This window comes from Gemmatimonadota bacterium (genome assembly GCA_041390105.1).
Taxonomy (GTDB): Bacteria; Gemmatimonadota; Gemmatimonadetes; order Longimicrobiales; family Gaopeijiaceae; genus JAGQIF01.
Genome location: JAWKQO010000003.1, coordinates 522,608 through 545,197, shown reverse-complemented (window position 1 = coordinate 545,197; position 22,590 = coordinate 522,608). Strand labels below are relative to the sequence as shown.

Genomic DNA, 22,590 nt, shown 5'->3' with positions numbered 1-22,590 from the left:
GACTGCCGCTCAGGCGGGCCGGCGCGATGCTCGATTCGAAACGGTGGTCTCCAGGGCCAGGAGCCCGAACACCGCCAACAACAGATACCACCCCACGCCACTGCGCGCTTCCTGGGCCCGGCGCACCTCCACCGGGTCCCGCTCGGTCTCCGCCGGAACGCCCGCGGGCTGGGTCGAGCCCACCGCCGCCACCACCACCTCCGGATCCACGGTCGTCAGCGCCGATTCGCTCCGGTCCACGTTGGCGGCGATGCGGCGTACGGCCGGACCGTCCTGGCGGTGGCGAACCTCGTAGACGCCGGCCTCGTCCAGCATCAGGAAGCGGGCCCCCGTCTCGTCGGCGTTGACCGTGAGGGGCCGTCCCGAAGGTGTGAGGACCAGCCACTCGCCCTCGTTCTCGCCGCTGTCCTCGGCGGCCAGATCCACCACCTCTCCGACGGTATACGACGGGGTCTGGTTGCTCCTACCGGACAGGTGCTGTACCAGCGCGTGCACGAACGGCAGGTACACCGGCTGCAGCGCCAGATCGTTCCAGAAGTTGTCCAGCCCGGTGGTCCAGACCAGGCTGCGGCCCAGTCCCACGCGCCTCTCCGCCAGCGCTACGCCGCCGTCGTCGAAGCGCGCCAGCACGTCGGCGGTCGAGTCCGGCGTCAGGGTCCGGTACCGGAAGAATCGGGCCGCGGTGAAGTCGCCGGACCGGGGCCGGCTGAACAACTCGAACACCGGGTGCGTGTAGTCCAGGTAGCCCAGGGCCGCGCCGGAGCGGTCGGTGGCGGAGCCGAAGCGGCCGGGCAGCAGGTCGGCATAGGCGTCCGGCCAGCGCGAGCGCTCGTCGAGCGCGACGAGCAGACCACCGCCGTTCTCGACGTGCTGGCGCAACGCATTGCCGGCCGCATCGCCCTCCACGCCCGCCCCGTTGAAGAGGATCACCGCGTGTTGGGCGATCATCGCCGGCGTGAGCCGATTGGCCCGCACCACGTCCACGCGGAACGGGACCTCGCCACCGATCTCGAGCGCGCGCGTCAGGTACAAGGAGGCGTTGGCGCGCGCGCCTCCGGGCTCCACCACCAGGACCGATGGGGCGGCCTCCGGATCGAGGACGAGGTCGAACGTATTGTCCGGGGCCAGGTCGTCCTCGTCGATGCGGACGCGGGCCAGCGTGTTCTCGCCCGGCAGCGTGAAGGGTTGGAAGGTCACGTTCGCGGTGGCCTCGCCCGAACCCGCGCCGGCCAGCGCCACGGTGCGGGTCTCCAAGGAGCGCCCACCCAGCTCCAGGGTCACCGTGGGGTGCGCCGGCTCCGACCCCAGGTTCACCAGGCGCGCCGTGGCTTCCACCCGCTCGCGCTCGGCGGTGCGGCTGCGCTCCAGCGCCACCGTCCACAGCGCCACGTTGCGCTGGCGCTCCGGCCGCACGCTCACCGGTGTGAGCTCGGTACCGCCCGGCAGCTCGATGTCTTCGTCGCCCCGCCAGGCCAGGCGCTGGAAGTCCGAGATCAGGATCACGTCCCGGCGACCGAGTCGGGATTGCTCGAGGATGGCCTGCGTGATCTCGAGGGCCGGCCGGAACCGCGTGGTGCGGGTGCCCGGTGCCAGTCCTTCCAACGCGCGCAGGGCGGTGGTGGGGTCCACCGAGCGGGCCAGAACCGCGGCTCCGTCGTCGAAGGCCACCACGGAGGCGCGGTCGCCGTCCTGGAGCGACCCGAGCGCTTGGCGCGCCTGGTCCAGGGCCCGGGCGAACGATCCCTCCCACGCCAGGCTGTAGGAGCGGTCGATGAGCACCACGCGCTCCAGCGGACCCCCGGCGGCCAGTTCCGCGGCGCTGCTGCTGAAGAACGGTCGCGCGAAGGCGAGCACCAGCAGGATCACGGCCGCGAGCCGCATCAGGAACAGAGGCCAGTTGCGGATGGTCTGACGCCGCACCGAGCGGAAGGGAATCCGCTCCAGGAACATCAGCGACGGGAAGCGCACCACCGTCTTGCGGTCCCGTTGGATCAGGTGGATCAGCACCGGCACCAGCGCTGCCAGCAGACCGCCGAGGAACAGGGGCGTCAGAAACGACATCGGCTCACCGCACCCTGCTGAGCTTGACGCGCAGCGACAGGTATTCGAAGAGGGCCAGGTCCAGCGGCTTGGACGTGTCGACCAGGATATGGTCGATGTGTCGCCGCGGCAGCTCGCTGGACAACGTGTTCATGTGACCGTCGATCAGCTCCCGGTAGCGCTGGCGCAGCTTCTCCGGCACGATCGGGATGCGCAGCTCGCTCTCCAGGTCCTCGAACGACGACGGTTGCTCGAAGGGAAACTGGATCTCCGCGGGGTCCAGGAGATGGAAGGCGATCACGTCCTGCCCCGCGTAGCGCACGCGGCTCAGTGCCTCCACCACCGCATCCGTGGGCTCGTAGAAGTCGGACACCACCACCAGGATGCCCTTCCGCCGCAGTGCGTCGGCTACCCGTGTGAACGTGCGCACGAAGGGGTTGGACTCGACGTCTCCCTCGGCGGCCGCGCGGGGTGGCGTGGGAGGCAGCTTGGCCGGGTCGAGCCTGGCCAGGGTGTGCAGGATGGTGTCCAGATGCTTGGCCGACGCCGGAACGAAGTCGATCAGATCCTCGGCGAAGGTGACCAGCCCGATGCGGTCGCGCTGGCGCTGGCTGAAGTAGGTGAGCGTAGCCACCAGAAAGCGCGCGTACTCCAGCTTGGTGACACCGGCGCTGCCGAAGTTCATGGAGCGCGACACGTCGAGCGCCGCCACGAAGTTGGCGTTGGTCTCCGCCTCGAAGAGCTTCACGTAGAGGCGGTCCGAGCGCGCGAGCAGCTTCCAGTCGATGCGGCGGATGTCGTCGCCGGGCAGGTAGGGGCGATGCTCCGCGAAGTCGAGCGATGCGCCCAGATACGGCGAACGATGCAGCCCATTGAGGAATCCGCTCACGACGGTGCGCGCCACGAGCTCGAGATTGTCGATACGCGCGAGGGCACGCGGATCGATGAAGCGCGCGCCCGGGTGCGATTGGCCGTCCGAGCCGGGTTCGCGCCGGTGCTGAGCGGGCTCCGCCACCGTCTACATCTCCGAGCGGGGCTGCGGAACGTGATCGAGCAGGCGCGCGACGATCTGATCCGCCGTGACCCCCTCCGACTCCGCGTGGAAGTTGGTGAGCACGCGGTGGCGTAGGACGGGCTGGGCCAGTGCGCGAATGTCTTCGAACGTGACGTGATAGCGGCCCAGCGTGATGGCGCGAGCCTTGGCCCCCAGCACCAGGTACTGGGCCGCGCGCACGCTGGCACCGTACGACACCCATTTGCGGATGAAGTCCGGCCCGTCCGGCGCGGGACGCGTGGCCCGCACCAGGGAGAGCGTGTAGCGCAGCACCGGGTCGGCCACCGGCACGCCGCGCACCAGCGCCTGGAAGGCGATCAGATCCGGTCCGGTCACCACCGGCTCGAAGTTCAGGTTCATGACGCGCGTGGTGGTGCGCACCACTTCCAACTCGTGCTCCTCCGGCAGGTGCTCCATGTGGATCTTGAACATGAAGCGGTCGAGCTGGGCCTCGGGCAGCGGATAGGTGCCCTCCAACTCGATGGGGTTTTGCGTGGCGAACACGAAGAATGGCGCGGGCAGATCGTAGGTACGGCCCTGGACGGTGACGCGGTGCTCCTGCATCGCTTCCAGGAGGGCCGCCTGCGTCTTTGGGGGCGTACGGTTGATCTCGTCCGCCAATACGATGTTGGCGAACACGGGCCCGGGTTGGAACACCATGGACCGGCGGCCGGTCTCGTGGTCTTCCTGGATCAAGTCGGTACCGGTGATGTCGGAGGGCATCAGGTCCGGTGTGAACTGGATCCGGGAGAACTCCAGATCGAGGACCTGGGCCAGGGTGTGGATCAGCAGCGTCTTGGCCAGTCCCGGTACGCCGAGCAGCAAGCTGTTGCCACCCACGAACAGCGTCAGGAGCACCTGTTCGATCACGTCGTCCTGGCCCACGATCAGCTTGCGCAGCTCGGAGAGGATCCGCTCGCGTCCGTCCTTCATGCGGTCGGCCAGTGCGACGTCGTCCACAGAATCCAGCGTCGCCGGTCCGGGTTCGTTGAAGCTCACCGTGCTTCTCCTTGCTCTGCTCGTGGGTGGCTCGGGTGTTGACCCGGGGGCTCAGTGGGTCAGCGCGTAGACGATGTAGTTGACGCCCAGCTTGTAAGCCTCGTTGGAGAGGTCGATGGGGATGAAGCCCGCGTCCGACCACTCCCAGTAGTCACCGATGTCGTTGTTGTAGTTCGCGATCACCATCAGTCGCTTGCTGGGATCGTTGTCCTCGAACATGCCCATGAATACGGGCTTGCCGCTCCGCGGATCGTATCGGTAGTCGGGCGGCGGCTGGAAGTCGAGCGACTCGATCCGGAAGAACGAGTCGAACACCTCCATCGACGGTTGCATTTCGATGAAGGAGAGCTCCGGCATTGCCTCCTCCATGATCTGGGCGAACTGGTACCAGTCGCGCCCACGGAAGTCGTCGGCGATGAGAAAGCCGCCTTTGAGCAGCCATTCCCGGAGCCCCGCGATCTCCGCGTCGGAAGCGGTCCAGAACCCCGGCTCCGAGATGTAGGCCACCGGATACTTGAAGAGCTCCGGGTCGTCCGTCGTCAGGATCTTGGTGCCGTCCGGATGACGATCGACGAGCGTGGTCTCCTCCAGGATCCGCAGGAAGTTGCGCTCGGCCCGCGGGTAGTCGTGCGCCCAGGGTGGCTCGCGTCCGCGTCCGAACCGACCGAAGCCTCGCAGGTCGCCCACCACGCGGATGCGTACGAACGTGAACTCGCCCGTGTACTCGGAACCCTCGAACTCCTGCGCGGCACTCGCGGCCTCTGTCGTGGCCGCAGCGGCGACGGAGCCCGAGGGGGCTGCGGAGCCCAAGCCGCCCGCCGCGGAAAAGGCCGCCCCCGTCCCGGCCAGCAGGCCGGCACCCAGTAGCCAGGCGCGCGCGCTCACCGGCCCTCCCGGATGCGGAGGAGCAGATCCAGCGCGGGTCCGTAGGTCGGTGCTGTTTCCAGCGAGCTCAGCACGGCGCTACGCGCCTGGTCGAGCGCGCCGGCCTGGAAGTGGGCCAGAGCCAAGCGGTAGTACGCGTCCGCCGGATCGGAGGGCCCCAAGGCCACGACCGCGCCCCGCTCCCGCGCCGCACCGGCGAAGTCGCCTCGCGCCTCCAGGATCTCGGCGAACTGCACGTGGGGGGCGGCCTGCAGAGGCGCGATCTCCAGCACGCGTTCCAGGGCGCGCGTGGCGCCGGCGTCGTCCCCCGCTTCGTGGAGCAGTCTGGCCAGGAGCGACGCGCCCTGGAGGTGCGACTCGTTCAGGGTGAGCAGGCGCTCTGCGTGCTGGATGGCGCGCTGGGGATTGCCTTCGCGCACTTCCAGCTCGGCCAGGAACCAGAGCGGGCTGTCCGGTCCGCCATAGGTCGGGAAGAGCGCGTCCGCCTGTTCGAGCGCTTCACGGGCGCCGTCCACGTCTCCCTGCTCGAGCAGGCGCCGGCCTTCCAGGAGCTGCGCGCTGAAGCTGCCCGGGTGCGCGGCGCCAAGGCGCTCGGCGCCGGGTCGCGGTTGCGAGGCGTCCAACTCGGTAGCGAACCGCTGCTCGACGTACGCTTGGAACGCCTCGTCCACGTCACCGGGCTCGGTGCCCATCACCTCGCGGATCAAAGTGCGGGTGTCCTTCCCCGCGCCGTAGCCCGCCAGGAACGCCTGGATCCCCTCGAACCCTGCTTGCCCCTCGATCCACTCGATCCCGAACGACGCCAGCAGATAGGAGAACGGCACCTCCTGCGGAGAACGGGGATGCATGAAGCCCTCGTTCAGCTCGCTGAAGGGGCGCAGACCGCCCTCCCTGAACGTGTTGAGGAACATGGGCGAGGGCGCGAAGCCCCATCCAGGCACGGCGCGCCGTTGCTCGTAGACGGCCAGACCCTCGGTGAACCAGCGGGGCACGCGATTGCCCGACAGTGCCATATGGAACGAGTGCGCCACCTCGTGCCACAGTGTGGAGGCCCAATTCAACTCGCCCTCGGGCTGTGCCGACGGAGAGTCCATCGCCAGCACGGTGCCGAAGCTCACGCCGAGTGCGCCGATGCCCGCCAACCCCACCGTGCGCACGGAGAAGTCGGCGTGCTCCGGATAGACTTCCAGTCGGATGGGCGTCGGGGGATCGATCCCGTAGCGCGAACGGAGTGCGGCGTAGGCGCGCTCGGCCATGTCCGTCACGTAGGGCGCCAGGACCGCAGACTCACGTTCGTGCAGCACCACCTGGAAGTGGTCCGTGGGAACCACGTCGTAATGCTCGAAGGTGTCGAGCAGGTCGAGCGTGTTCTTGAACCACAGGTTGAAGGGGTCCCCGCCGAAGGCACGGTCGAGCGCCGAGCGCCCCTCGCTGATCTGACCGGTGCGCAGGAGATTGAGGCCGAGGTGGCCGTACCCTTCCCAGGAAAGCGAGTCCGCGTCCACGGCGCGTGCGGCCAGCGTGGCCGCCTCGCGGTAGAGTCGGCGTTGGGCCGCCAGGTCGGCGAGCTCGGTGTAGAGCGGTGCGTGCCGGGGGTCGATCGCCAGCACCCGCTCTTCGGCCGCGCGAAAGCCGGCCTGGTCGTTGGCCAGCCAGCGTGCCGCCGCCAGCATGGTGAGCGCTTCCGTCGACTGCGGATCCACGGAGAGTGCCCGCTCCGCCTCCGCCACGGCGGTGGCTTCGTCCTCGGCTTCCAAGGCGAGGCGGGCCAGCAGGACATGGGCGCCCACGAGGTTCTCGTTGACCTCCAACGCCTCGCGCGCGCGTGCTTCGGCTTGCCCGGAGCCATCGAAGTGCAGTGCGCGCGCCGCCGCCAGGAGTCCCTGCGGGTGCCGCGGGTTCTTCTGCAGCACCTGGTCGAGGATCGTCTTGGCTTCGCCGCTGTCGTACTTGTCGAGGAACAGCGTGGCCATGGCCACCTGCGCCTCCACACCTTCGGGGTCTGCGGCGATGGCCTCGTCGTACGCCTTCACGGCGTCGTGGAAGTACACCCACTCCCACTTGCCGAGGCGCCGCACGGCGTGACCCACGGCCAGCAGATCGGAAGCACCGCGCGCGCCACCCGAGTTGTAGACGTCGATCAGGGCGTCGTACGCGGCGTGCGCCCGATCGTGCTCGCCCCGCGCCATCCAGAGGTCCGCCAGCAGCACCTGCGCCTCCAGCGCATCGCCGGCCCGACCCTGCACGGCCTGCTGCAGGGCCTCTTCCGCCTGGGCGCCCTTTCCTTGGGCCATCAGTGCCTTGGCCAGACGGGTGGCGAGCTCGGCGTCGTCTCCGCGGGCCAGCGCTTCGGCATCCGCATAGCGGCCCACCGTCAGCAGGACGTCGACATGCGCCTGACGGATCGCGAGCGCTGCATCGCCCCGGTCGAGGCGTTCGTAGAGCGCGAGGGCGGTGTCGTAGTCGCCGGTGCGGGCCGCGGCGCGCGCTCCCTCGGGCGACGCCTCTTGCTGTGCCGCGCAGGCGGCTGGAAGCAGCGCGCCCAGAAGCAGCGCGAAAAGTCGGCGGGGGCGTCCCTGGACCATCAGCTCCCGCCTCCCCGCAAGCGGCGATTGACGGCTGCCAACTCCAGCAAGAGCGTCTCCAATTCCTGTTCGTAGCGCTCCGGATCCATCGAGTCCTTGCGCTGCCGTAGCTCCGCCACGGCTCGCTCCAGGCGCTCACGCTCGGCGACCAGGGCGCGGACCGCAGGATCGTCGCTGGGGACGTCCGCAGTGGACGTGCGCGTGAGGTAGAGCGTGGCGGCGACCGATCCCTCGCCGCTCAGGGCCTCGGGCGTTTCGCTGCCGCGTCCGTCCGCGTTGTCGTCCAGCAGGGCGTGTTCGGTGGCCAGCTTGCCGTCGTCCTCGTAGGTGCGGAGTGTCTCGCGGCGCGCATACTGGAAAGCTTCCAGGACCGATACCCGTCCGTTCTTGTCCGCGTCGGCGGCCGCGTCTTCCAGCGCCTGCACGAAGAAGCCGCCGAAGCGCGTCTGGTTGCGCTCACCCGCTGTCTTGGTGGCGGTCAGCACCACGCGCCCTGCCGCCGAGAGCTCCTCCACGAACGCGCCCGACGCGCTGGCGGTGTTGACGAACACGATCCGGCGTCCGGGAAGCCGGTCGAGCTGGATGGCGAAGTCCGCAGCGGACAGATCGGGGCCGGGGAGGTTGATGCGGGCACCGTTCTCGTCGGACGAGCCGTGCCCGATCAGCACGATCACCACCTGATCGCCTTCGTTGGTGCTGGCGGCCAACGTGTCGAAGGCCAGCTCGATGCGTTCTTTGCGGGAGGCACCATCGATGCGGCCCGCGTCCTCCGCAGGTCGCTCGGCCAGATAGCGGACCGAGGTGGCGGAGGGGCGCACGGCGCTCACGAGGCGGGTGCCCCAGTCCCGGAAGAGATCCCGGTACTCGGCTTCTCCGCCCAGCCCCGAGACCACCAGCCAATGCGCATCCTGCGCGGCCGCGGGGGAGGCGAGGACCAGCGTGCCGAGAAGCGCCAGCGTGCGTGCGCGCATCAAGCCAGCTCCCGTACACGGCGGAACCCCCACTCGGCTCCGATCAACAGCAGCAGCGCCAGGAAGAGGACGGGCATGTCCCAGAGATCCTCCTCTTCGATCTGCGTCACTCCGCCGCCCGTGTACTGAAGATCCTCGGCCAGGCGAGAGACCGTTTCCGGCGTGTAGAAGCGCCCTCCGGTCTCCTGCGCCACCCGCTGCAGCACGGAAGCCTTCATCCCCGAATCGAAGAACTCGGCCTGACTCTCTTCCGCTCGTACGTATACGGTGTCCTGCCCCAACACCGAGTCGTCACGGCGCGCTTCCAGGGCGATCCGGTACAGTCCCGGCTCGTCGGTGGGGAGGTCCACCGCGTAGAGGCCGTCCCGCTCCACGGTCCAGTCCAACACCGCGCTGCGCTCTTCCCCGGACGGCGTGGTCACCTGCGCGGTGACTTCGGCGCCATTCATCTCGACGAAGCCGGAGTCGGAGACGACGGCCTGCACCAGGACGGACCGCCCCGGCTCGACGCGATCCGAGGGCAGGCGCCCCTCCACTCGCTCTGGCACGCCGTCGACCAGCCAGCGCAGGAGCTGACGCCAGAAGGTCTCGAAGCGGAGATCGTCGACCGGCACCTCCGCCCCCATCTGCCACTGCCACGAATCCTGCGGCGTGAAGACCAGCGCCTTTCCGCGACCGTAGCGATGGAAGGCCAGCACCACCTGATCGCCATCCGGGACGGGAGCGGTGAGGAGGGCCGTGGCTCCGGGCTTCACGTTGCGCACCGGGTTGTAGCTGGTGAGCGTGGGCAGCGATTCCCAGGCCGCGGTGACGTCCTGACCCTCGGGCACGATCTGCGTGATGGGATGGGCCGCTCCGGCGCGGGTAGGGCGCACCGCCAGGTCGCCGATCAGCGTGGGCTCCGAGCCCACCGGTTCCTCCAGCTCAACGGGGAGGACGTCCTCCAGGGGCGTGCCCACGAACCCGCCCTCGGCCAGCGAACGCTTCCCACCCGCCACCAGCAGCCCCCCGCCGCGCTCGCTCACGAAGTCGGCGACCATCTGCAGCTGATCGGACGTGAACTCGCTGGCCTCGGCGGTGCCCAGCACGATCGCGTCGTAGTCGAACAGGACCTCGCGTGCTTTGGGGAATCCGCCCTGCAGCTCCACGCTGTCCCGCACGTTCTGCCGCAGGTACTTGGCGTCGGCGGTGCGTGTGACCCGTGCGCCCCGGATGTTGGCGTCTCCCTGCAGGGCGTACCGGTCCACGAATGTGAGCTCGGGCCGTGGCACACCCTCGAAGAACAGGATGTCGCGGGTGGCGTCCTGGACCTGCACCAGCGCGTCCTGGGCGTTGTTCTCGGCGACCCGCTCGTCGTCCTGCACGGGCACCCGGAAGCGGAACGTGCGGGGGCCGCGCTCAGCAGCCTGGAAATGGACGCGCACGGTGGTGGGCTCGCCGCTGCGCCCCAGCTCGACGTCCTGCGTGCTGACCACCTGACCGTCGTCTTCCACGATGAGCGGCACGTGCCGACCCGTGTACCCGGAGTGGGTCACCACCACGTCGACCACCACGGAGGTGCCGCGCAGGACCTCGCGCGGCGTCTCCACCCGACTGACCTGGATGTCGGTCGGGAGGCTCTCCTCTCCGATGCCCACGGTGAATACAGGCACCCCGGCGGCCTTGAGCGGGAGCAGCGCATCCTGCAGCGGCCGGTCGCCGTTGTTGGCGCCGTCGCTGAGCAGCACCAGACCGGAAAGAGGCACGCCCGCGAGCTCCTCACGCGCGAAGTCGAGCGCGGCCGCCAGGTCGGTGCGGCGACCACTGAAGCCCAGCTCGCTCAGGGAGTCGATGCGTTGCACGACGTCCGAGAAGCGGAACACCCGCACGCCGAACCGCTCGTCCAGCGCCGCCCGCAACGAACCTTCCTCGAGCCCGACCTGCGCCAGCGCGACGTCGGCGCGCGCGATGCCGCTGCCGTCGTCGATGCGCATGCTGCGCGAGTCGTCCACGAGGATGCCGACGAAGTTGCGCTCCGGGATGACCCGGCTGAGCACCAACGTCGGCTTCAGGATGGCGAAGAGAAGGAGGCCGAGGATTCCGGAGCGCAGCGCGGTGAGGACGATGCGGTCGCGACGGCTGGAGCGGCCGCGCGCCATGCGGTAGGTGCCCGCCGTCAGGACGGACAGCACCAGCCCCGTGCCCAGGATCCACACCCATGCCGGGGCCGCCAGATGCACCTCGCCCTCCTGGAACAGCACCGGACGGTACTTGAACAGGAATTCGGCGAGGTTCTCGAGCACGCGGCGCCTCTCGCTGTGTCGGAGCGTTGGTGCGCCGGGGGACGCACCGACCGATCTCGACTTCGATTCACTACGGAGCGAAGGGTATGCCCGGCCCGAGCCGCCCAAGTCGGCGCGCGGTCCGGATTCTGGACTACCCGGGCAGGGGGCGCTGCGGTCCGGATGCGCGCCCCTTCCGAGGCGAACCTACGATCCAGAGCCCCGCTGCGTACAACAGCCAGACCAGCCGTTCCGTTAGGGAGAGCGTGGCGGCCGTGTGCCAGGGCAGCGCCACGGCCGTGAAGGCCACGAGGGCGTAGGGGCGGGGGAAGGGAAGTGTGCGCTCGACCACGCGGGTGGCGCGCCCCCGATCGCGATGCAGGGTGGACTCGATCCGCAGGGCCAGCGCGCTGGGCGAGAGGGCCCGCCAGCCGGGGAGCTCCATCAGCGTCCACGCGGCCGCGGTCCGGCCGGCGCCGTGGTTGTTGGTGGCCGAAACGACGGCCAGGTCCTCCCGATCGGCCACCTGGAGCAGGAGGCTGCGGGTGCGGCGTCCCTGCTCCAGGCCCTTGGGCGAGGCGTCGTTCACCTCCAGCCCGACCAGTCCCCACGGCTGCGACGGGCTGAACCCCACCGCCTCCAGGGGACGCCGGGCCGGCAAGGTCAGGATCAGCGTCGCGGGCGGATCGTGGGGGACGGGCCCCCGACCCGGCTCGATCCCGATCCCCCGCTCGTCGAGGGTGCCGCGGTAGAGGCTCGAATCGCCCAGGGCCAGGGTGTTCTCCCCTCCCAACCACAGCTCGGACGCGGTCAGCAGCACGAAGCCGTCCCCGGCCCGGGCCGGATTGGCGGCTGCGCCCTCGGGAACGCCGGCCCAGCCGGCGTGGTCCGTGAGGTAGGCCGCATGGAAGCCCACCCGCTCATGGGTGCGGCGATTCCACTCCACGCCGTATCCCTCGGGCACGTCGTGCGAATGGCGGGTGTGCGAATGGAAGTCGATGACCAGCAGCCCCTCCCCTTCCACCCGCAGGCGCGGCACGGGACGGGGCACGTAGGTCATGACCGCATAGAGGCCCACCAGTCCGGCCAGGAAGGCCACGGTGGCCAGGGTCTCGACCACGGCGGCGCGCCCCCAGGTGCGGGAGGGGGGTCGTCGCCACCCGCGCCAGACCCAGAACACCATCAGCAGGCTCACGAGGAAGGCGATGTGCTGGGAAAGGGCCAGAAGGGAAAGGTGGTCCAGCAGGGACGTGACCGGAGAGAGCAGCACGTACGCGAGTGGGCGTTCCAGGAACGCATCCGCCGGGGGAGCGCCCGAGCGAGCGTCCACCACGATGGGACGCGCGAAGGCCCAGGAGACGAGGCCCAGTCCGGCCAGAGCCAGAGCCAGCCAGCGGAGGGGAGAGAGGCGCCGCGACATGGGCGCCATGGTACCCCGGTCGGGGTGGAAGGGGAAAGCGGTCCGACCGTGGCGCGGAGCCTCCGGGGGAGGCTCCGCGCCGTCGGACCGCGACTACGAACGCGAGACCGACGTGCTCCCGCCCCCAGTGGTGCTCGGAGGGGGCGTCGTGGCTCCAGCGCTCCAAATGCTGAAACCGTCACCCCCGAAGACCGAGCCACCCGCGAGGGTGAGGTCGCGGAAAGCGCCCAGGCGCTCCACAACCGGCTTCTGGTACATCGTTCCTCCAGAGTAGAGAACGGACCTCCGACCACACGGGCGGCCGCACCGGGGTCAAGCGGTCCGCCCGGGGTGGGGGCAACGGGCGTGCCGAGAGGGTCTGTTCATCTAAGTAATTGATTGATAGATAGTTGTGGGTCCACACCCAGGCCCGCCCCGCGCCGGATCCGTTGGACTGCCGCCCGGGTTTGTGGGTCGACCGCCACACGCGGGCAACCGGGATCCCTGTTGGCCGAGGCCCGGTCGGGGCGGGGCGCCGCATCGCCTCGGGGGCGTTTGCCCGGGGAGTCGGGGGTGGCGCATTCTTGGACGGATGAAACGACTTCTCAGCTGTGTGCTGGCGTCTCTCGCTCTCGCGGCCTGCCGCGCGACGCTGGAGCTCGAGCCCGACGATTCCGCCGCCGTCCTGTCCCACCAGACCCTGGAGGCGCCCGACCCTGGGCTGCCGGGAGCCTTGCCGGTCCGGACCCTCTATTACGGGAGCGGGACGGACAAGCGGCGGGCCGAGTATCGCGACTCCGTCTCGTTGCGCACGGAGTCGGTCGACGCCTCCAAGCTGGTCGACCTGGGCGAGCAGGCGAAGTCACGCAACGAGTATTGGGGCTTCAGCCCGGACTCGTTCCCGATCAACGGTCGGGTGTGGTATCCGGAGGGCAGCGGCCCCTTCCCCCTGGTGCTGGTGGTCCACGGCAACCACGACATGACGGATTTCTCGGACCCGGGCTACGACTACCTGGGCGAGCTGCTCGCCAGTCGTGGATTCATCCTGGTATCCGTGGACATGAACTTCATCAACGGGGGGATCCGGGGTGAGAACGACGGCCGCGGTTGGTTGCTCCTCAAGCACCTCCAGGTGTGGCGCGGGTTCAACCAGGACTCGGGGTCGCCCTTCCGCGGCAAGGTGGACATGGACCGCATCGCCGTCATGGGCCACTCGCGTGGCGGCGAGGCGGTGGGCCATGCGGCCGCCTTCAATCGGCTGAGCCACTACCCGGACGATGCCAGCCTCGAGTTCGACTTCGGCTTCAACATCCGTTCGGTGGTGGCGATCGCCCCGGTGGATGGGCAGTACCTGCCCACCGGGCGCTCCGTCCCGGTCGAGGACGTGAACTATCTGGTCTTCCACGGCTCCCACGACGGGGACGTCACCAGCTTCCACGGCCTGCGCCAGTACAAGCGCGTGACCTTCTCCGGGAAGGGCGACTACTTCAAGGCCGCGGTCTACGTCTATCGCGCGAATCACGGGCAGTGGAACAGCGTCTGGGGACCGCGCGACAACGGCCCGCGTAGCGCCCGCATGTTGGACCTGCGCGGCTTGCTTCCGACCGAGGAGCAGAAGCGCTTCGGCGAGGTGATGATCTCGTCGTTCCTGGAGGCGACACTGCACGACGACGATCGCTACCTACCGCTGTTCCGGGACTACCGGGTGGCCGGCCAGTGGCTTCCCCGCACCATGTACTTCACGGCGTTCGAGCACAGCAGCTTCCGGCCCCTGGTGACGTTCGAAGAGGACATCGACGTCACGACCGGCAGCGTGCCCGGTGTCACTCTGTTCGGCGATTCATTGCAGACGTGGAAGGAGGGCGTGCTCGAGCTGCGCTCGCGCAACCGCACCAACACGTCGGCGTCCCAGGAGAACCAGGTCGCATGGCTGGGGTGGAACCGGCACGTCGCCGGTCAGGACGAGGTGTTGGGGGCTCCGTCTGTCTACGGCATCCAGCTCGACGCGGCGGCGCGCCGCACGCTCGACATCACCGAGCGGAGCACACTGGACTTCCGCATGAGCCCGTCCAACGAGACGCCGCGGCCCCGCGGCGCGAACGGAGACCGCGGGCGCGGGCGCTCCGGGCGTCCACCCCGGGGACAGCCCGACGAGCCTGAAGCCGAGGAGTCCTTCGCGGTGTCGGTGCAGCTCGTCGATACCGAAGGTGTGCGCGCGACGCTGCCGATCAGCGCCTACGGCGTGCTGCGCAAGCCGCTGGAGATGCGGATCCTGCGTCGTGCCGACCTGGAGAAGGAGCGCTTCCCCCAGCGCTGGGAGTTGATCCTGCAGAGCTTCTCCATTCCGCTGGCGGACTTCCGGGCGGTGAGCCCGGAGTTGGATCTCATCCGCCTTCGTGAGATCCGTTTCGTCTTCGATGGAACGGTAGCGGGCACGGTGGCGCTCGACGACGTCGGCTTCTCCAATCTCCCGCCGTCGTTTCTACGCGCCCGTCTGCCAGGGGCGGTAGCACGGCGCTGATCGTGCGGCTGCGAAGAGCCGAGCCGGCAGGGCGGGCACCTGGCGCTCCCAGCGCGGGATGCCCGCCTTGTTCAACGAGCCGCTAGGGGCGCCAGCTCAGCCCGAAGCGGTGGTGTCCGCGTCCGTCCCCTGCGGACTGCCAAGCGTAGTCGATGCGGATCTGATCTCCGGCGAACCCTCCACCCAGGGTGAGCCCGCGCAGGTCCTCGTCGACCGCATGCCGATATCCTGCGCGACCGCTGAAGGTGCGGCCGTTGATCGGCCAGTACGAGAGCTCCACGCCGGCGCCCGCCTCGACCTCTCCGTCGACCAGGCGGGTCACGGCGCCTGCCGCTCCCAGATCGAGGGGCCCCAGTGGGCGTCGCTGCGTTCCCAGTCCCAGCGCCACCTTGGTGGGGAGTGAGCGCGACCCGCCGGGAAACGAAAGGTCGCCGCCGAGGTTCTGCAGCGAGAGCGCGACCGAGACGGGCCCCAGGGCATGGGCCGCGCCCACATCGACCCCGACCGTGCTGGCCCGCACGGCGCCCAGCCGCATCTCGACCAGCTTGAGGGCCGCGCCCACGTCCACGTCGAAGACCTCTCGCCCGAAGCCCGCGCTCAGCACCGCTTCGGACACGGGTACGGGGCCGTCGTCGCCGAGGCGTGACTCCCGCGGTGGCAGTGCGTCCGGATCTTCGCTGGCCACGCCATAGCTCAGCACCTGTACGCCCCCTGCTACACCGCCGCCCCACCAGTCTGCGGCGCCCGCTGCGGTGAAGCCGCGGCCGTTGGCGCCGAAGTCCGCATGGAAGAGGGACAGGCCCCGCGCATCACCGATGCGCCCCGGTGCCGCGAAGAGCACGTCCGCCAAGGGGTCCGCCAGCGGATAGGCGCCACCGAGGGCCGCGCTCCGCGCCGAGTGGGTGAGCTCCAGGACGGAGGGTGTGCCTTGCGCGCAAAGGAAAGACGGAGCGAGGGCCAACGCCGCGGCGACCCCGATGGGCAGCCGGCTCAGGAGGGCAGCAACACCTTTCCCAGGAAACGCCGCCAGGTGGGCAGGTGCTTCCACTGCTGCATCCACCGCGACGGTTGCGGCACGTTGGGGTCGACGAAGAGGTCCGAGAAGTCCCAAGGCCGCATTCCTCCGTGTCCGCTCCAACGGGGTCTCATGCCCAACACCCAGGCTGCATGCTGAACCGTCACCGACGGGCAGGCCAGGTCCGGATCGGGAAGCAGCGAGAGAATGTAGGCCCGCTCCAGCATGCCTCCGACGGAACGGGTCCGCGGGGGCCGGAGTGCGTCCAGAAGGTCGTCCGAGACCGGAGCCGCCACAAGAGCGCGGGCGAGACGCAGCGTCCAGTAGCAGCTGCTGGTCGCGCGTGCGCGCCGGGCCTCCTCCACCACCTCCTCTTCCGGAAGTGGATCATGGCGCAACAGGCGGTCGAGATCCCGGAAGGTGCGCCAACCGGCCGACGTCATCGCGTGCGACCAGGCGAAGTGCGTGCAGATGTGGACGACCTGATCCACCAGGCAGGGCACTCGCGCGTGCACGTCTCCAACCTGCACCGTCTCCGCGCGCTCCCACACCCGCTCCGCGGGCATCAGGATGGGAGCGCTGCGCGGGTGGAGACCGGTGTGCACCTCCAACGCCGTTCCCGTACCGGCGGGCTCGATGAGTGGCGGGAGGTGGTGGTGGGTGTGGTCGTATACGGCTTCCAGCGACTCATTCCCCTCCCAGGTCCACCCCTGCTCCTGCATCGCCATCCAGGCGCGACGCGCGTCGGTAGGCTTGACCAGGATGTCCAGGTCGACCATCGGGCGGTCGGCGAACGAGTCGTAGTGCGTCAGACCCAAGGCGGCGCCTTTCAACAGCAGCGTCTCGATGCCCAGCGAGTGCAGATGCTCCAGCGACCGCTTCAGGTACTGCTCCAGGTGGAACATCCTGAACTCGGTGATCATCGCCACGTTCTGCAGCGGCGCAGCGTCAGGTGGCGGCTCGGCGACCACCGCCTGGATCGCCTTCCAGGTGGCCGGCACGGCCCGTTCCCGATCCGCGTACGCGTAGAGCCGCAGCCAGTCGAAGGGGCCCGCCAGGGCGGCCTCGATCTCGGCTGCGAAGTCCACGCTGCGTGCGCTCGCGAAGAGCACGCGTAGCTCAGGGGTCAGAGCTCGTCGGGGGGAAGCCACGAGTAGGTTCGGTGGGCGGAGGGTCAGAGGGTCGACGGATCAGTATTGGGTCAGCGTCCCCGCCCGCTTGGCGTAGCGGAACGCAACCATGAAGAGGGCCGAGCTGATCGCCAGCAACACCACCGTGCCTACCAGCAGCACGGTGATCTCATAGCCCACGTCCAGCAACGACTCGCCGCGCAACAGCACACGTCTGAGCGCCTCCGAACCGTAGCTGAGCGGTACCAGATAGGCGATGGACTGGATCCAGGAGGGGATCACCGCCACCGGATAGTAGACGCCACCGAGCGCTGCCGATACGAACATCACGCCCTGGGTGAGCGGGCCGGAGGTGCGGAACGCCAGCACCATGGCAGCGGCCACGATCCCGAACGGAAGCATCGACAGCACGAGCAGCAGTACGATCAGCGCCGCCGGCAGCATCTGGCTCCACGCCACGTGAGCGCCGAGCAGCGCGCCCAACACCAGCAGGAAGAAGTTGCGGATCGCGGTCCAGATCACCTCGAAGCCGATCATCCCTGCAAAGATCGCCGGGAGGCGGGCACGGGTGCTGAGAAGCGCCTCCAGGGTTCCGGTGGTGATGCCGCCGCCCAGCTGGTTGGGCAAGCTGCCGACCGCGGTCATGACGAAGGACAGCGCGATGGTCCCCACCAACACGAACCCGAAGTACTGATCGGCTTCGGCGTTGATGTGTGTTGCCATCGTGTCCTGCAGGGCGTTGGTGACGAAGAAGAGAGGCACCGCCGAAAGCAGCAGGCCCCCGATGGACATCAACAACCGCAGTCGGTAGCTCGACGCCGTGATCGCGCTCGCCCGCACCAGGGCCCAGGCCTCACGCATGGGGGCGACCTCCGGCGACGATCCTCTCCAACAGGTCCGCGAGAGTGAGCGCCACGGGCTCCAACCGAGACACCTGTACTCCGTCGTGCACCAAATCCGCAAGGAGGGCGGCCGCACTGGCATCGCCGTCCGGAAGCCGCAGGCGGATCCGGCTCCATCCCTCGTCGTCGGAGCCCAACCACTCCACGTCGTGCGCGCCCCCTCGGCCATTCAGGCTCGCGGGGACGAGCGTGCTGCCCCGGGCTCTCAGCTCGAAGCGGTCGTCCCCGGCCCGGGCGCGCAGCTCGGGCACCGTGCCCACGGCGATGAGCTTGCCGCGGTCCAGCACCGCCAGGCGGTCGCACAGGTCGAGGGCCTCCTCGGCAAGGTGAGTGGCCAGGAGCACGGTGACGCCCTGCCGGTCGGCGAGCTCTTCGCGCAGGAAGCGACGGAAGTCGCGGGCCGAGAGCGGGTCCAGGCTACGCGTCGGCTCGTCCAGCAGCAGCACGCGGGGCTCGGCCAGGAGCGACCGTGCGATCAGGAGCCGCTGCTTCATGCCCGAGGAGAACTGCCCCACCATCTTCTCGGCCGTGTCGGCCAGCCCGACATTCTCCAACACAGCGTCGACGCGGCGCTGGAGCTCGGCCCCCCGCAGTCCGTGCAGGACGGCGAACAACCGCACGTTCTCGCGCGCGCTCAAGCGCCAGTAGAGGCTTCGCTCATCGGGAATCACCGGCGTGAGCACGCGGCGCACTGCGTCCGCCTCAGTGGTCACGGACTTGCCGTCGATGACTGCCTCTCCCTCGTCCGGGAGAATCAGTGTTGCCAACATCTTGAAGAGCGTGCTCTTGCCCGCCCCGTTGGGACCGAGCAAGCCGAAGAACTCGCCCTCCTCGATGTGCAGGGAGACGTCTTTGACCACCGTCACCCGTTCACGGTGGAACGGTTGGCGGACGAGCTGCGCCCACGTGCGTTGCACGGGGAAGATCTTGGTGAGTCCCTCCACGGAGACCATCGGGCGGCGCGACGAGGCAGCGTTGGGCAGGCGCTCGTTTCGCATGGCGGATGCGAGGGCGACGTCGCTCATGCCACCGGAGCGCCGATCAAGTCGGCGTGCCACTCGCGCAGCGTTGCCACGGCACGATCGAGTTGTTGGAAGTCGCGCGCCACCCGCAGCTGGTAGACGGGCACGCGCTCCGCGATCTGCGCCACCCGGTCGAGCACGGACGCCGCCTCGGAACGTCCCAGCAGCGCACCGACCTTCGTTTGCCCCAGGAGCGACAGCGTCGATTCGAAGGGCTGCAGGCGGATCCGCTCCACGGCGGGCACATCGTCGCCCGGCTGCACGGGCGCCAGCAGATACAGCGCGCTCAACGGCAGGGTCTCGTAGGTGAGACAGTCTTCGGGCAGATCGCTCAAGAGGAGCTTCCCGCCCGGTCCGGAGTCGTCCACCTCGACGTCGTCCGTTCCCACCCGTTCGGCGGAATCCGACCAGAGCCGGACCGCATGGACACCGGGAATCGCACGTGGCTCGCTTTCCAACGTCACTCCCAAGGTGTCGTCGGTGACGAGGCGGGCACCGGATCGCACCAGCGCCAAGGCCGTGGTGGACTTGCCGTGGTGCTTGGGCGCGATGAAGGCGATGGCGCCCCGGTCGAAGGCGACTCCGCTGGCGTGCAACGTCAGGTCACCGCGGGCATGGAGAGCCACGGCCAGCACCCGTCCCAGGATGTCCACCCGGGCGGTTTCCGGCGTCGCCTGGCTGCCCGGGTACCACTCGATGCGTTCTCCCTGGCCCAGGATGTCGAACGTGCCCGTATCGCTGTACACCAGGCGCAGGCCGGCCTCGGTACGGAGGAGCTGCACCGAGATCCCCTGGTCGACCTCGTCCGTGCCGAGCGGACGCGCGTCCGCGTCCGGAGGATTGCCCGTCCGCGTGCGCAGCACCCAGTCGGTCGGGTCGCCTGCGGCGGCGGCGGGGAGCTCGGGGAAGGGGAGGTCGCTCTCGAGCACCCCGCCGAAGACCCGGTAGCGTTCCGCTGAGGCGCTCATGCGCTCCCCGGCCGGCCCTGGCTGCGCAGCCAGAGTTCGGTCTGCAGGGTGTAGTAGATCGCCATCACATCCTGGATGTTGGGAATACCGCGCTCCTCGAGCAGTGGGGCGCACGCCTGCCGGAAGGGCTCCGCACGGATGATGCCGAGCCCCTCCAGGGCCAGGGGCCGCTCCAGAAGTCGCCGGAGAAGACCCGGAAAGGCCAGGCGAATCTGGCGCTCGGCGTAGGCCGATGTCACCCCGGTCCGGTAGGGTCGCGGCGCCAGCACCGCGTCCGGGGCCAGTCCACGGCAAGCCGCCCGCAGCAGGCGTTTGGTCTCGCGCCCCAGGGAAAGGTCGGTCCAGGGGCGTGAGGCCGCGAACTCGACGATGCGGCGGTCGTAGAGCGGCGCCCGGGCTTCGACGCCCTCCTCGAGGGCGAAATCCGCCACCAAGCCCCCCACCATCGGGAAGTACGGATCCTGAACGAACCACCGCCATTCCTGCTCCGCCGGGGTACCCGGGTACGCCGAGGGCAGCCTCTCCGCCTCGCGTTCCCGGAGGCGCAGGCCTTCTACCAGCCCGGGGTCGAACCAGGTGGGAATCCAACGATCCAGGTAGCGATGCAGCGGACGTCCACCCCGTAGCCGGGTGAGCAGGCGGAACCAGGGTTCCGGGAGGAGCGGCACCAGACCCATGCGTACGAACTCCTTGCGGGAGTTCTCGCCCTTGAGGGTCCACTCCTTCCAGGCCCGCCCCAGCCGCCCCCGGCGGACCAGCTCGGCGACGTAGACGTTCGAAACCTGGAAGAGTTGATCGCCGCCGTACCCGCTGAACTGGACGCGGCTGTCCTCGGCCCGGGCTCCCCGCGCCAGCGCACGATTCCAGTGCTCGTACAGGTGGGTGAAGGGGAGGTCCTGCATCGCCACCCGCTCCTCGAGGTCGTCGAAGAGGCGGATCTCCTCCACGTCCAGCCAGCGGGTCTGCGCGTCCCAGCGCTGCAGCGTCTGACGGATCGTCTCGTCCTCACGACCGGGGTCGCCCTCGGGGTAGGTGAGTGAGAGCGGCGCCAGGCGTTGTTCCGAGGACCGTTCGCTCAGGAGCGCCTCGCCGATCACGAACACGGCGGTGGAGTCCCACCCACCGCTGAGCGGACAGGACGTGGCGCCGGTCGGCGACAAGCGCTCTGCGACGGCGTCGGCGATCAGAGCTCTCAGATGCTGGGCGGCCTCTTCGAAGGGCAGCTCGGGCGCCGCACCCCAGCGAGGCGGCGACCAGTGGGACGCCAGGCGCACACCCTGGGCGGAGGTCCAGACCAGGGTATGGGCAGCCGGTACCGCCCGGATTCCCCGGTAGACCGTCTCGGGGCCGGCGGCTCGGTGGAGACCTCCGGCAGCGGCGGCCACCGTGGCCAGGTCCAGGTCGGAGTCGGCTCCGAGCTCCAGAAGGGCTCCCGGCGTCGAGGCCACTCCAACTCCGCCGGGCAAGTCCGCCCAATAGAGGGGCCGGAAGCCTGCGAAGTCCCGGGCCGCTACGAGAGTGTGACGCTCCGCGTCCCACAGGACGAAGGCGAAGTCCCCCTCCAGGCGGGCGACGGCGTCGGGGCCCCAGCGGCGGTAGGCCGCTGCGATCAACTCACTGGCGCTGCGTTCGGGGGTGACGCCGGCGGTCTCACCCCCGAGGGCGTCCACCAGGGCTCGTCGGTAGTACAGCGTGGCGTCGGCCGCCACGGTCAGGGCGCCGTCCACCAGCACCGGGGGCCGCCCAGTGGGTTGGTCGTCCCACTCCCAGGTCTTGCGGGCGGCGCCCACCAGGGCCGGGCCCCGCTGCTCGACACCCGGGTGGGCCCGTCCGCGTCGGTGCATCCGACGAAGGGCCCGCTCGAACCTCGGTCGGTCGGGGTCGACCCCGATCCAGGCAGCGATGGCGCTCAAAACCGCACGGCGGTCATGTCGGTGACGGGGGTGAAGCGCGAGACGTGAGCGACCGTGTCACCCATCACCCGGCCGTCGACTTCGACCCAGGCATGCGCCAGGAACGCCTTCCCGTCCAGCGCCACGCCGATCTTGATCTGGCCGGTCTCGAGGCCGCGAGCCCGATACATGCGTTGGATGGCGAGCGACCGGATCAGGCAGCTCGCGTCGAAGGGCATGTAGGCGGCCACCCGCACCACGGCCTCGGCCACCGATCGGGCTCGGGGCAGATCGACCGCAAGGGGGGAGGGCGCAGCCGGCCTGCGGGAGTTGGGCGCATCGGCCGACGAATACAGCGCCACCAACTCTCCCGTGGGTCGGTCGCGCATGACCCGGCGGGCCCAGAGGATCGCGCGGAAGGCGTCGACGAGATCTCGCCGTTCCTCCCTCGAGACGGTGAGGAAGCGGAGGAGCTTACGCGGCAGACGAGCTGGCTGCCCCATCCGGTTCGTCCGTGACGACGAGGCCGTTCGCCCGGAGCTGGCTGACGAGCTCACTGACGTCGGACTGGAGGGCGGCCGGCTCCACGTCGGGATAGGTCTTCTGGAGGGCGCGGACCACGCCTTCCACGGAGAGCCCCCCCGTGGCGAGCATTTCCCAGACCTGGGCGCCGACGCGGTTGAGCCCGAAGTAGATCTCGCTCTCGGTGTGCAGCAGAACGGCTCCGTCGGAGACGTTCTTGAAGATCACGGCTGCGTGCGGACGAACGATCATGGCGCGGGTTCCACCCTCCTTGGGGAGTGTAACGAGCGGTGTCGCGTCACTGCAACTCTTGTGCCTTGAAATAGGCTTCGGGCCTGCACTTAGCTGGGTCCCTCCGGATCCGGCCGCGAACGGGGCTCCGGGGTGCGCTCCACCACCCGGGACCACCCGCACGAAGGGCAGA

At 69.4% G+C, this 22,590-nt stretch carries 17 protein-coding genes; 1 reads left to right on the top strand and 16 read right to left on the bottom strand.

The features are described from left to right. Window positions 1–9 precede the first annotated feature (9 nt). The 8 genes from R3E10_15440 to R3E10_15405 form a co-directional block, all read right to left on the bottom strand. Entirely contained in the window at window positions 10–2,061 is a 2,052-nt protein-coding gene (locus tag R3E10_15440; protein MEZ4417146.1) for a BatA domain-containing protein, read from the bottom strand. Window positions 2,062–2,065: 4 nt separating this feature from the next. Continuing rightward, window positions 2,066–3,055 carry a DUF58 domain-containing protein gene (locus R3E10_15435; GenBank protein ID MEZ4417145.1) on the bottom strand — a complete coding sequence of 330 codons (990 nt, stop codon included), beginning with the start codon at window positions 3,053–3,055 and terminating at the stop codon, window positions 2,066–2,068. 3 nt (window positions 3,056–3,058) lie between these two features. Continuing rightward, the gene (locus R3E10_15430; protein ID MEZ4417144.1) at window positions 3,059–4,027 is read right to left on the bottom strand and encodes a MoxR family ATPase; all 969 of its coding nucleotides are present in this window, start codon (window positions 4,025–4,027) and stop codon (window positions 3,059–3,061) included. A gap of 117 nt (window positions 4,028–4,144) precedes the next feature. Further along, a complete protein-coding gene (locus R3E10_15425; protein MEZ4417143.1) occupies window positions 4,145–4,978 on the bottom strand; it encodes a DUF4159 domain-containing protein in 834 nt (277 codons plus the stop codon). Beyond that, complete coding sequence (locus tag R3E10_15420) at window positions 4,975–7,563, bottom strand: tetratricopeptide repeat protein (protein ID MEZ4417142.1); 2,589 nt, start codon at window positions 7,561–7,563, stop codon at window positions 4,975–4,977. The genes R3E10_15425 and R3E10_15420 overlap by 4 nt, the downstream gene beginning before the upstream one ends. After that, window positions 7,563–8,534 carry a C13 family peptidase gene (locus R3E10_15415; GenBank protein ID MEZ4417141.1) on the bottom strand — a complete coding sequence of 324 codons (972 nt, stop codon included), beginning with the start codon at window positions 8,532–8,534 and terminating at the stop codon, window positions 7,563–7,565. Before R3E10_15415 ends, R3E10_15420 begins: the two co-directional genes overlap by 1 nt. Continuing rightward, on the bottom strand, window positions 8,534–10,816 hold the full coding sequence (locus tag R3E10_15410; protein ID MEZ4417140.1) for a glutamine amidotransferase: 2,283 nt from the start codon (window positions 10,814–10,816) through the stop codon (window positions 8,534–8,536). Before R3E10_15410 ends, R3E10_15415 begins: the two co-directional genes overlap by 1 nt. Before the next feature lie 133 nt (window positions 10,817–10,949). Continuing rightward, window positions 10,950–12,224, bottom strand: coding sequence for a hypothetical protein (locus R3E10_15405; GenBank protein MEZ4417139.1), 1,275 nt, complete (start codon window positions 12,222–12,224; stop codon window positions 10,950–10,952). Window positions 12,225–12,786: 562 nt separating this feature from the next. On the opposite strand from R3E10_15405, the gene R3E10_15400 reads away from it, so the two are divergent. Next, entirely contained in the window at window positions 12,787–14,715 is a 1,929-nt protein-coding gene (locus tag R3E10_15400) for a hypothetical protein (GenBank protein MEZ4417138.1), read from the top strand. Window positions 14,716–14,797: 82 nt separating this feature from the next. Here the strand turns inward: R3E10_15400 and R3E10_15395 are convergent, their stop codons facing one another. The 8 genes from R3E10_15395 to R3E10_15360 form a co-directional block, all read right to left on the bottom strand. Continuing rightward, window positions 14,798–15,763, bottom strand: a complete 966-nt coding sequence (locus R3E10_15395) for a hypothetical protein (GenBank protein MEZ4417137.1) — start codon at window positions 15,761–15,763, stop codon at window positions 14,798–14,800. Beyond that, window positions 15,706–16,842 carry a nucleotidyltransferase family protein gene (locus R3E10_15390; protein ID MEZ4417136.1) on the bottom strand — a complete coding sequence of 379 codons (1,137 nt, stop codon included), beginning with the start codon at window positions 16,840–16,842 and terminating at the stop codon, window positions 15,706–15,708. Before R3E10_15390 ends, R3E10_15395 begins: the two co-directional genes overlap by 58 nt. 78 nt (window positions 16,843–16,920) lie before the next feature. Next, the gene (locus tag R3E10_15385) at window positions 16,921–17,721 is read right to left on the bottom strand and encodes an ABC transporter permease (GenBank protein MEZ4417135.1); all 801 of its coding nucleotides are present in this window, start codon (window positions 17,719–17,721) and stop codon (window positions 16,921–16,923) included. Beyond that, on the bottom strand, window positions 17,714–18,787 hold the full coding sequence (locus tag R3E10_15380) for an ABC transporter ATP-binding protein (GenBank protein MEZ4417134.1): 1,074 nt from the start codon (window positions 18,785–18,787) through the stop codon (window positions 17,714–17,716). The genes R3E10_15385 and R3E10_15380 overlap by 8 nt, the downstream gene beginning before the upstream one ends. Beyond that, window positions 18,784–19,752: a hypothetical protein gene (locus tag R3E10_15375; GenBank protein MEZ4417133.1), complete on the bottom strand. Its 969-nt coding sequence runs from the start codon at window positions 19,750–19,752 to the stop codon at window positions 18,784–18,786. Before R3E10_15375 ends, R3E10_15380 begins: the two co-directional genes overlap by 4 nt. Then, the gene (locus R3E10_15370; GenBank protein MEZ4417132.1) at window positions 19,749–21,596 is read right to left on the bottom strand and encodes an asparagine synthase-related protein; all 1,848 of its coding nucleotides are present in this window, start codon (window positions 21,594–21,596) and stop codon (window positions 19,749–19,751) included. The genes R3E10_15375 and R3E10_15370 overlap by 4 nt, the downstream gene beginning before the upstream one ends. Window positions 21,597–21,661: 65 nt before the next feature. After that, window positions 21,662–22,147, bottom strand: a complete 486-nt coding sequence (locus R3E10_15365; protein MEZ4417131.1) for a lasso peptide biosynthesis B2 protein — start codon at window positions 22,145–22,147, stop codon at window positions 21,662–21,664. Next, the gene (locus R3E10_15360) at window positions 22,119–22,418 is read right to left on the bottom strand and encodes a PqqD family protein (protein ID MEZ4417130.1); all 300 of its coding nucleotides are present in this window, start codon (window positions 22,416–22,418) and stop codon (window positions 22,119–22,121) included. Before R3E10_15360 ends, R3E10_15365 begins: the two co-directional genes overlap by 29 nt. Window positions 22,419–22,590 lie beyond the last annotated feature (172 nt).

Excerpts from the sequence above, each read along its gene's own strand:
- R3E10_15440 (MEZ4417146.1), bottom strand. The coding sequence starts at position 2,061 with ATGTCGTTTCTGACGCCCCTGTTCCTCGGCGGTCTGCTGGCAGCGCTG.
- R3E10_15375 (MEZ4417133.1), bottom strand. The coding sequence starts at position 19,752 with ATGAGCGCCTCAGCGGAACGCTACCGGGTCTTCGGCGGGGTGCTCGAG.
- R3E10_15365 (MEZ4417131.1), bottom strand. The coding sequence starts at position 22,147 with ATGGGGCAGCCAGCTCGTCTGCCGCGTAAGCTCCTCCGCTTCCTCACC.
- R3E10_15405 (MEZ4417139.1), bottom strand. The coding sequence starts at position 12,224 with ATGGCGCCCATGTCGCGGCGCCTCTCTCCCCTCCGCTGGCTGGCTCTG.
- R3E10_15370 (MEZ4417132.1), bottom strand. The coding sequence starts at position 21,596 with ATGCACCGACGCGGACGGGCCCACCCGGGTGTCGAGCAGCGGGGCCCG.
- R3E10_15385 (MEZ4417135.1), bottom strand. The coding sequence starts at position 17,721 with ATGCGTGAGGCCTGGGCCCTGGTGCGGGCGAGCGCGATCACGGCGTCG.
- R3E10_15400 (MEZ4417138.1), top strand. The coding sequence starts at position 12,787 with ATGAAACGACTTCTCAGCTGTGTGCTGGCGTCTCTCGCTCTCGCGGCC.
- R3E10_15360 (MEZ4417130.1), bottom strand. The coding sequence starts at position 22,418 with ATGATCGTTCGTCCGCACGCAGCCGTGATCTTCAAGAACGTCTCCGAC.
- R3E10_15430 (MEZ4417144.1), bottom strand. The coding sequence starts at position 4,027 with ATGAAGGACGGACGCGAGCGGATCCTCTCCGAGCTGCGCAAGCTGATC.
- R3E10_15420 (MEZ4417142.1), bottom strand. The coding sequence starts at position 7,563 with ATGGTCCAGGGACGCCCCCGCCGACTTTTCGCGCTGCTTCTGGGCGCG.
- R3E10_15380 (MEZ4417134.1), bottom strand. The coding sequence starts at position 18,787 with ATGAGCGACGTCGCCCTCGCATCCGCCATGCGAAACGAGCGCCTGCCC.
- R3E10_15415 (MEZ4417141.1), bottom strand. The coding sequence starts at position 8,534 with ATGCGCGCACGCACGCTGGCGCTTCTCGGCACGCTGGTCCTCGCCTCC.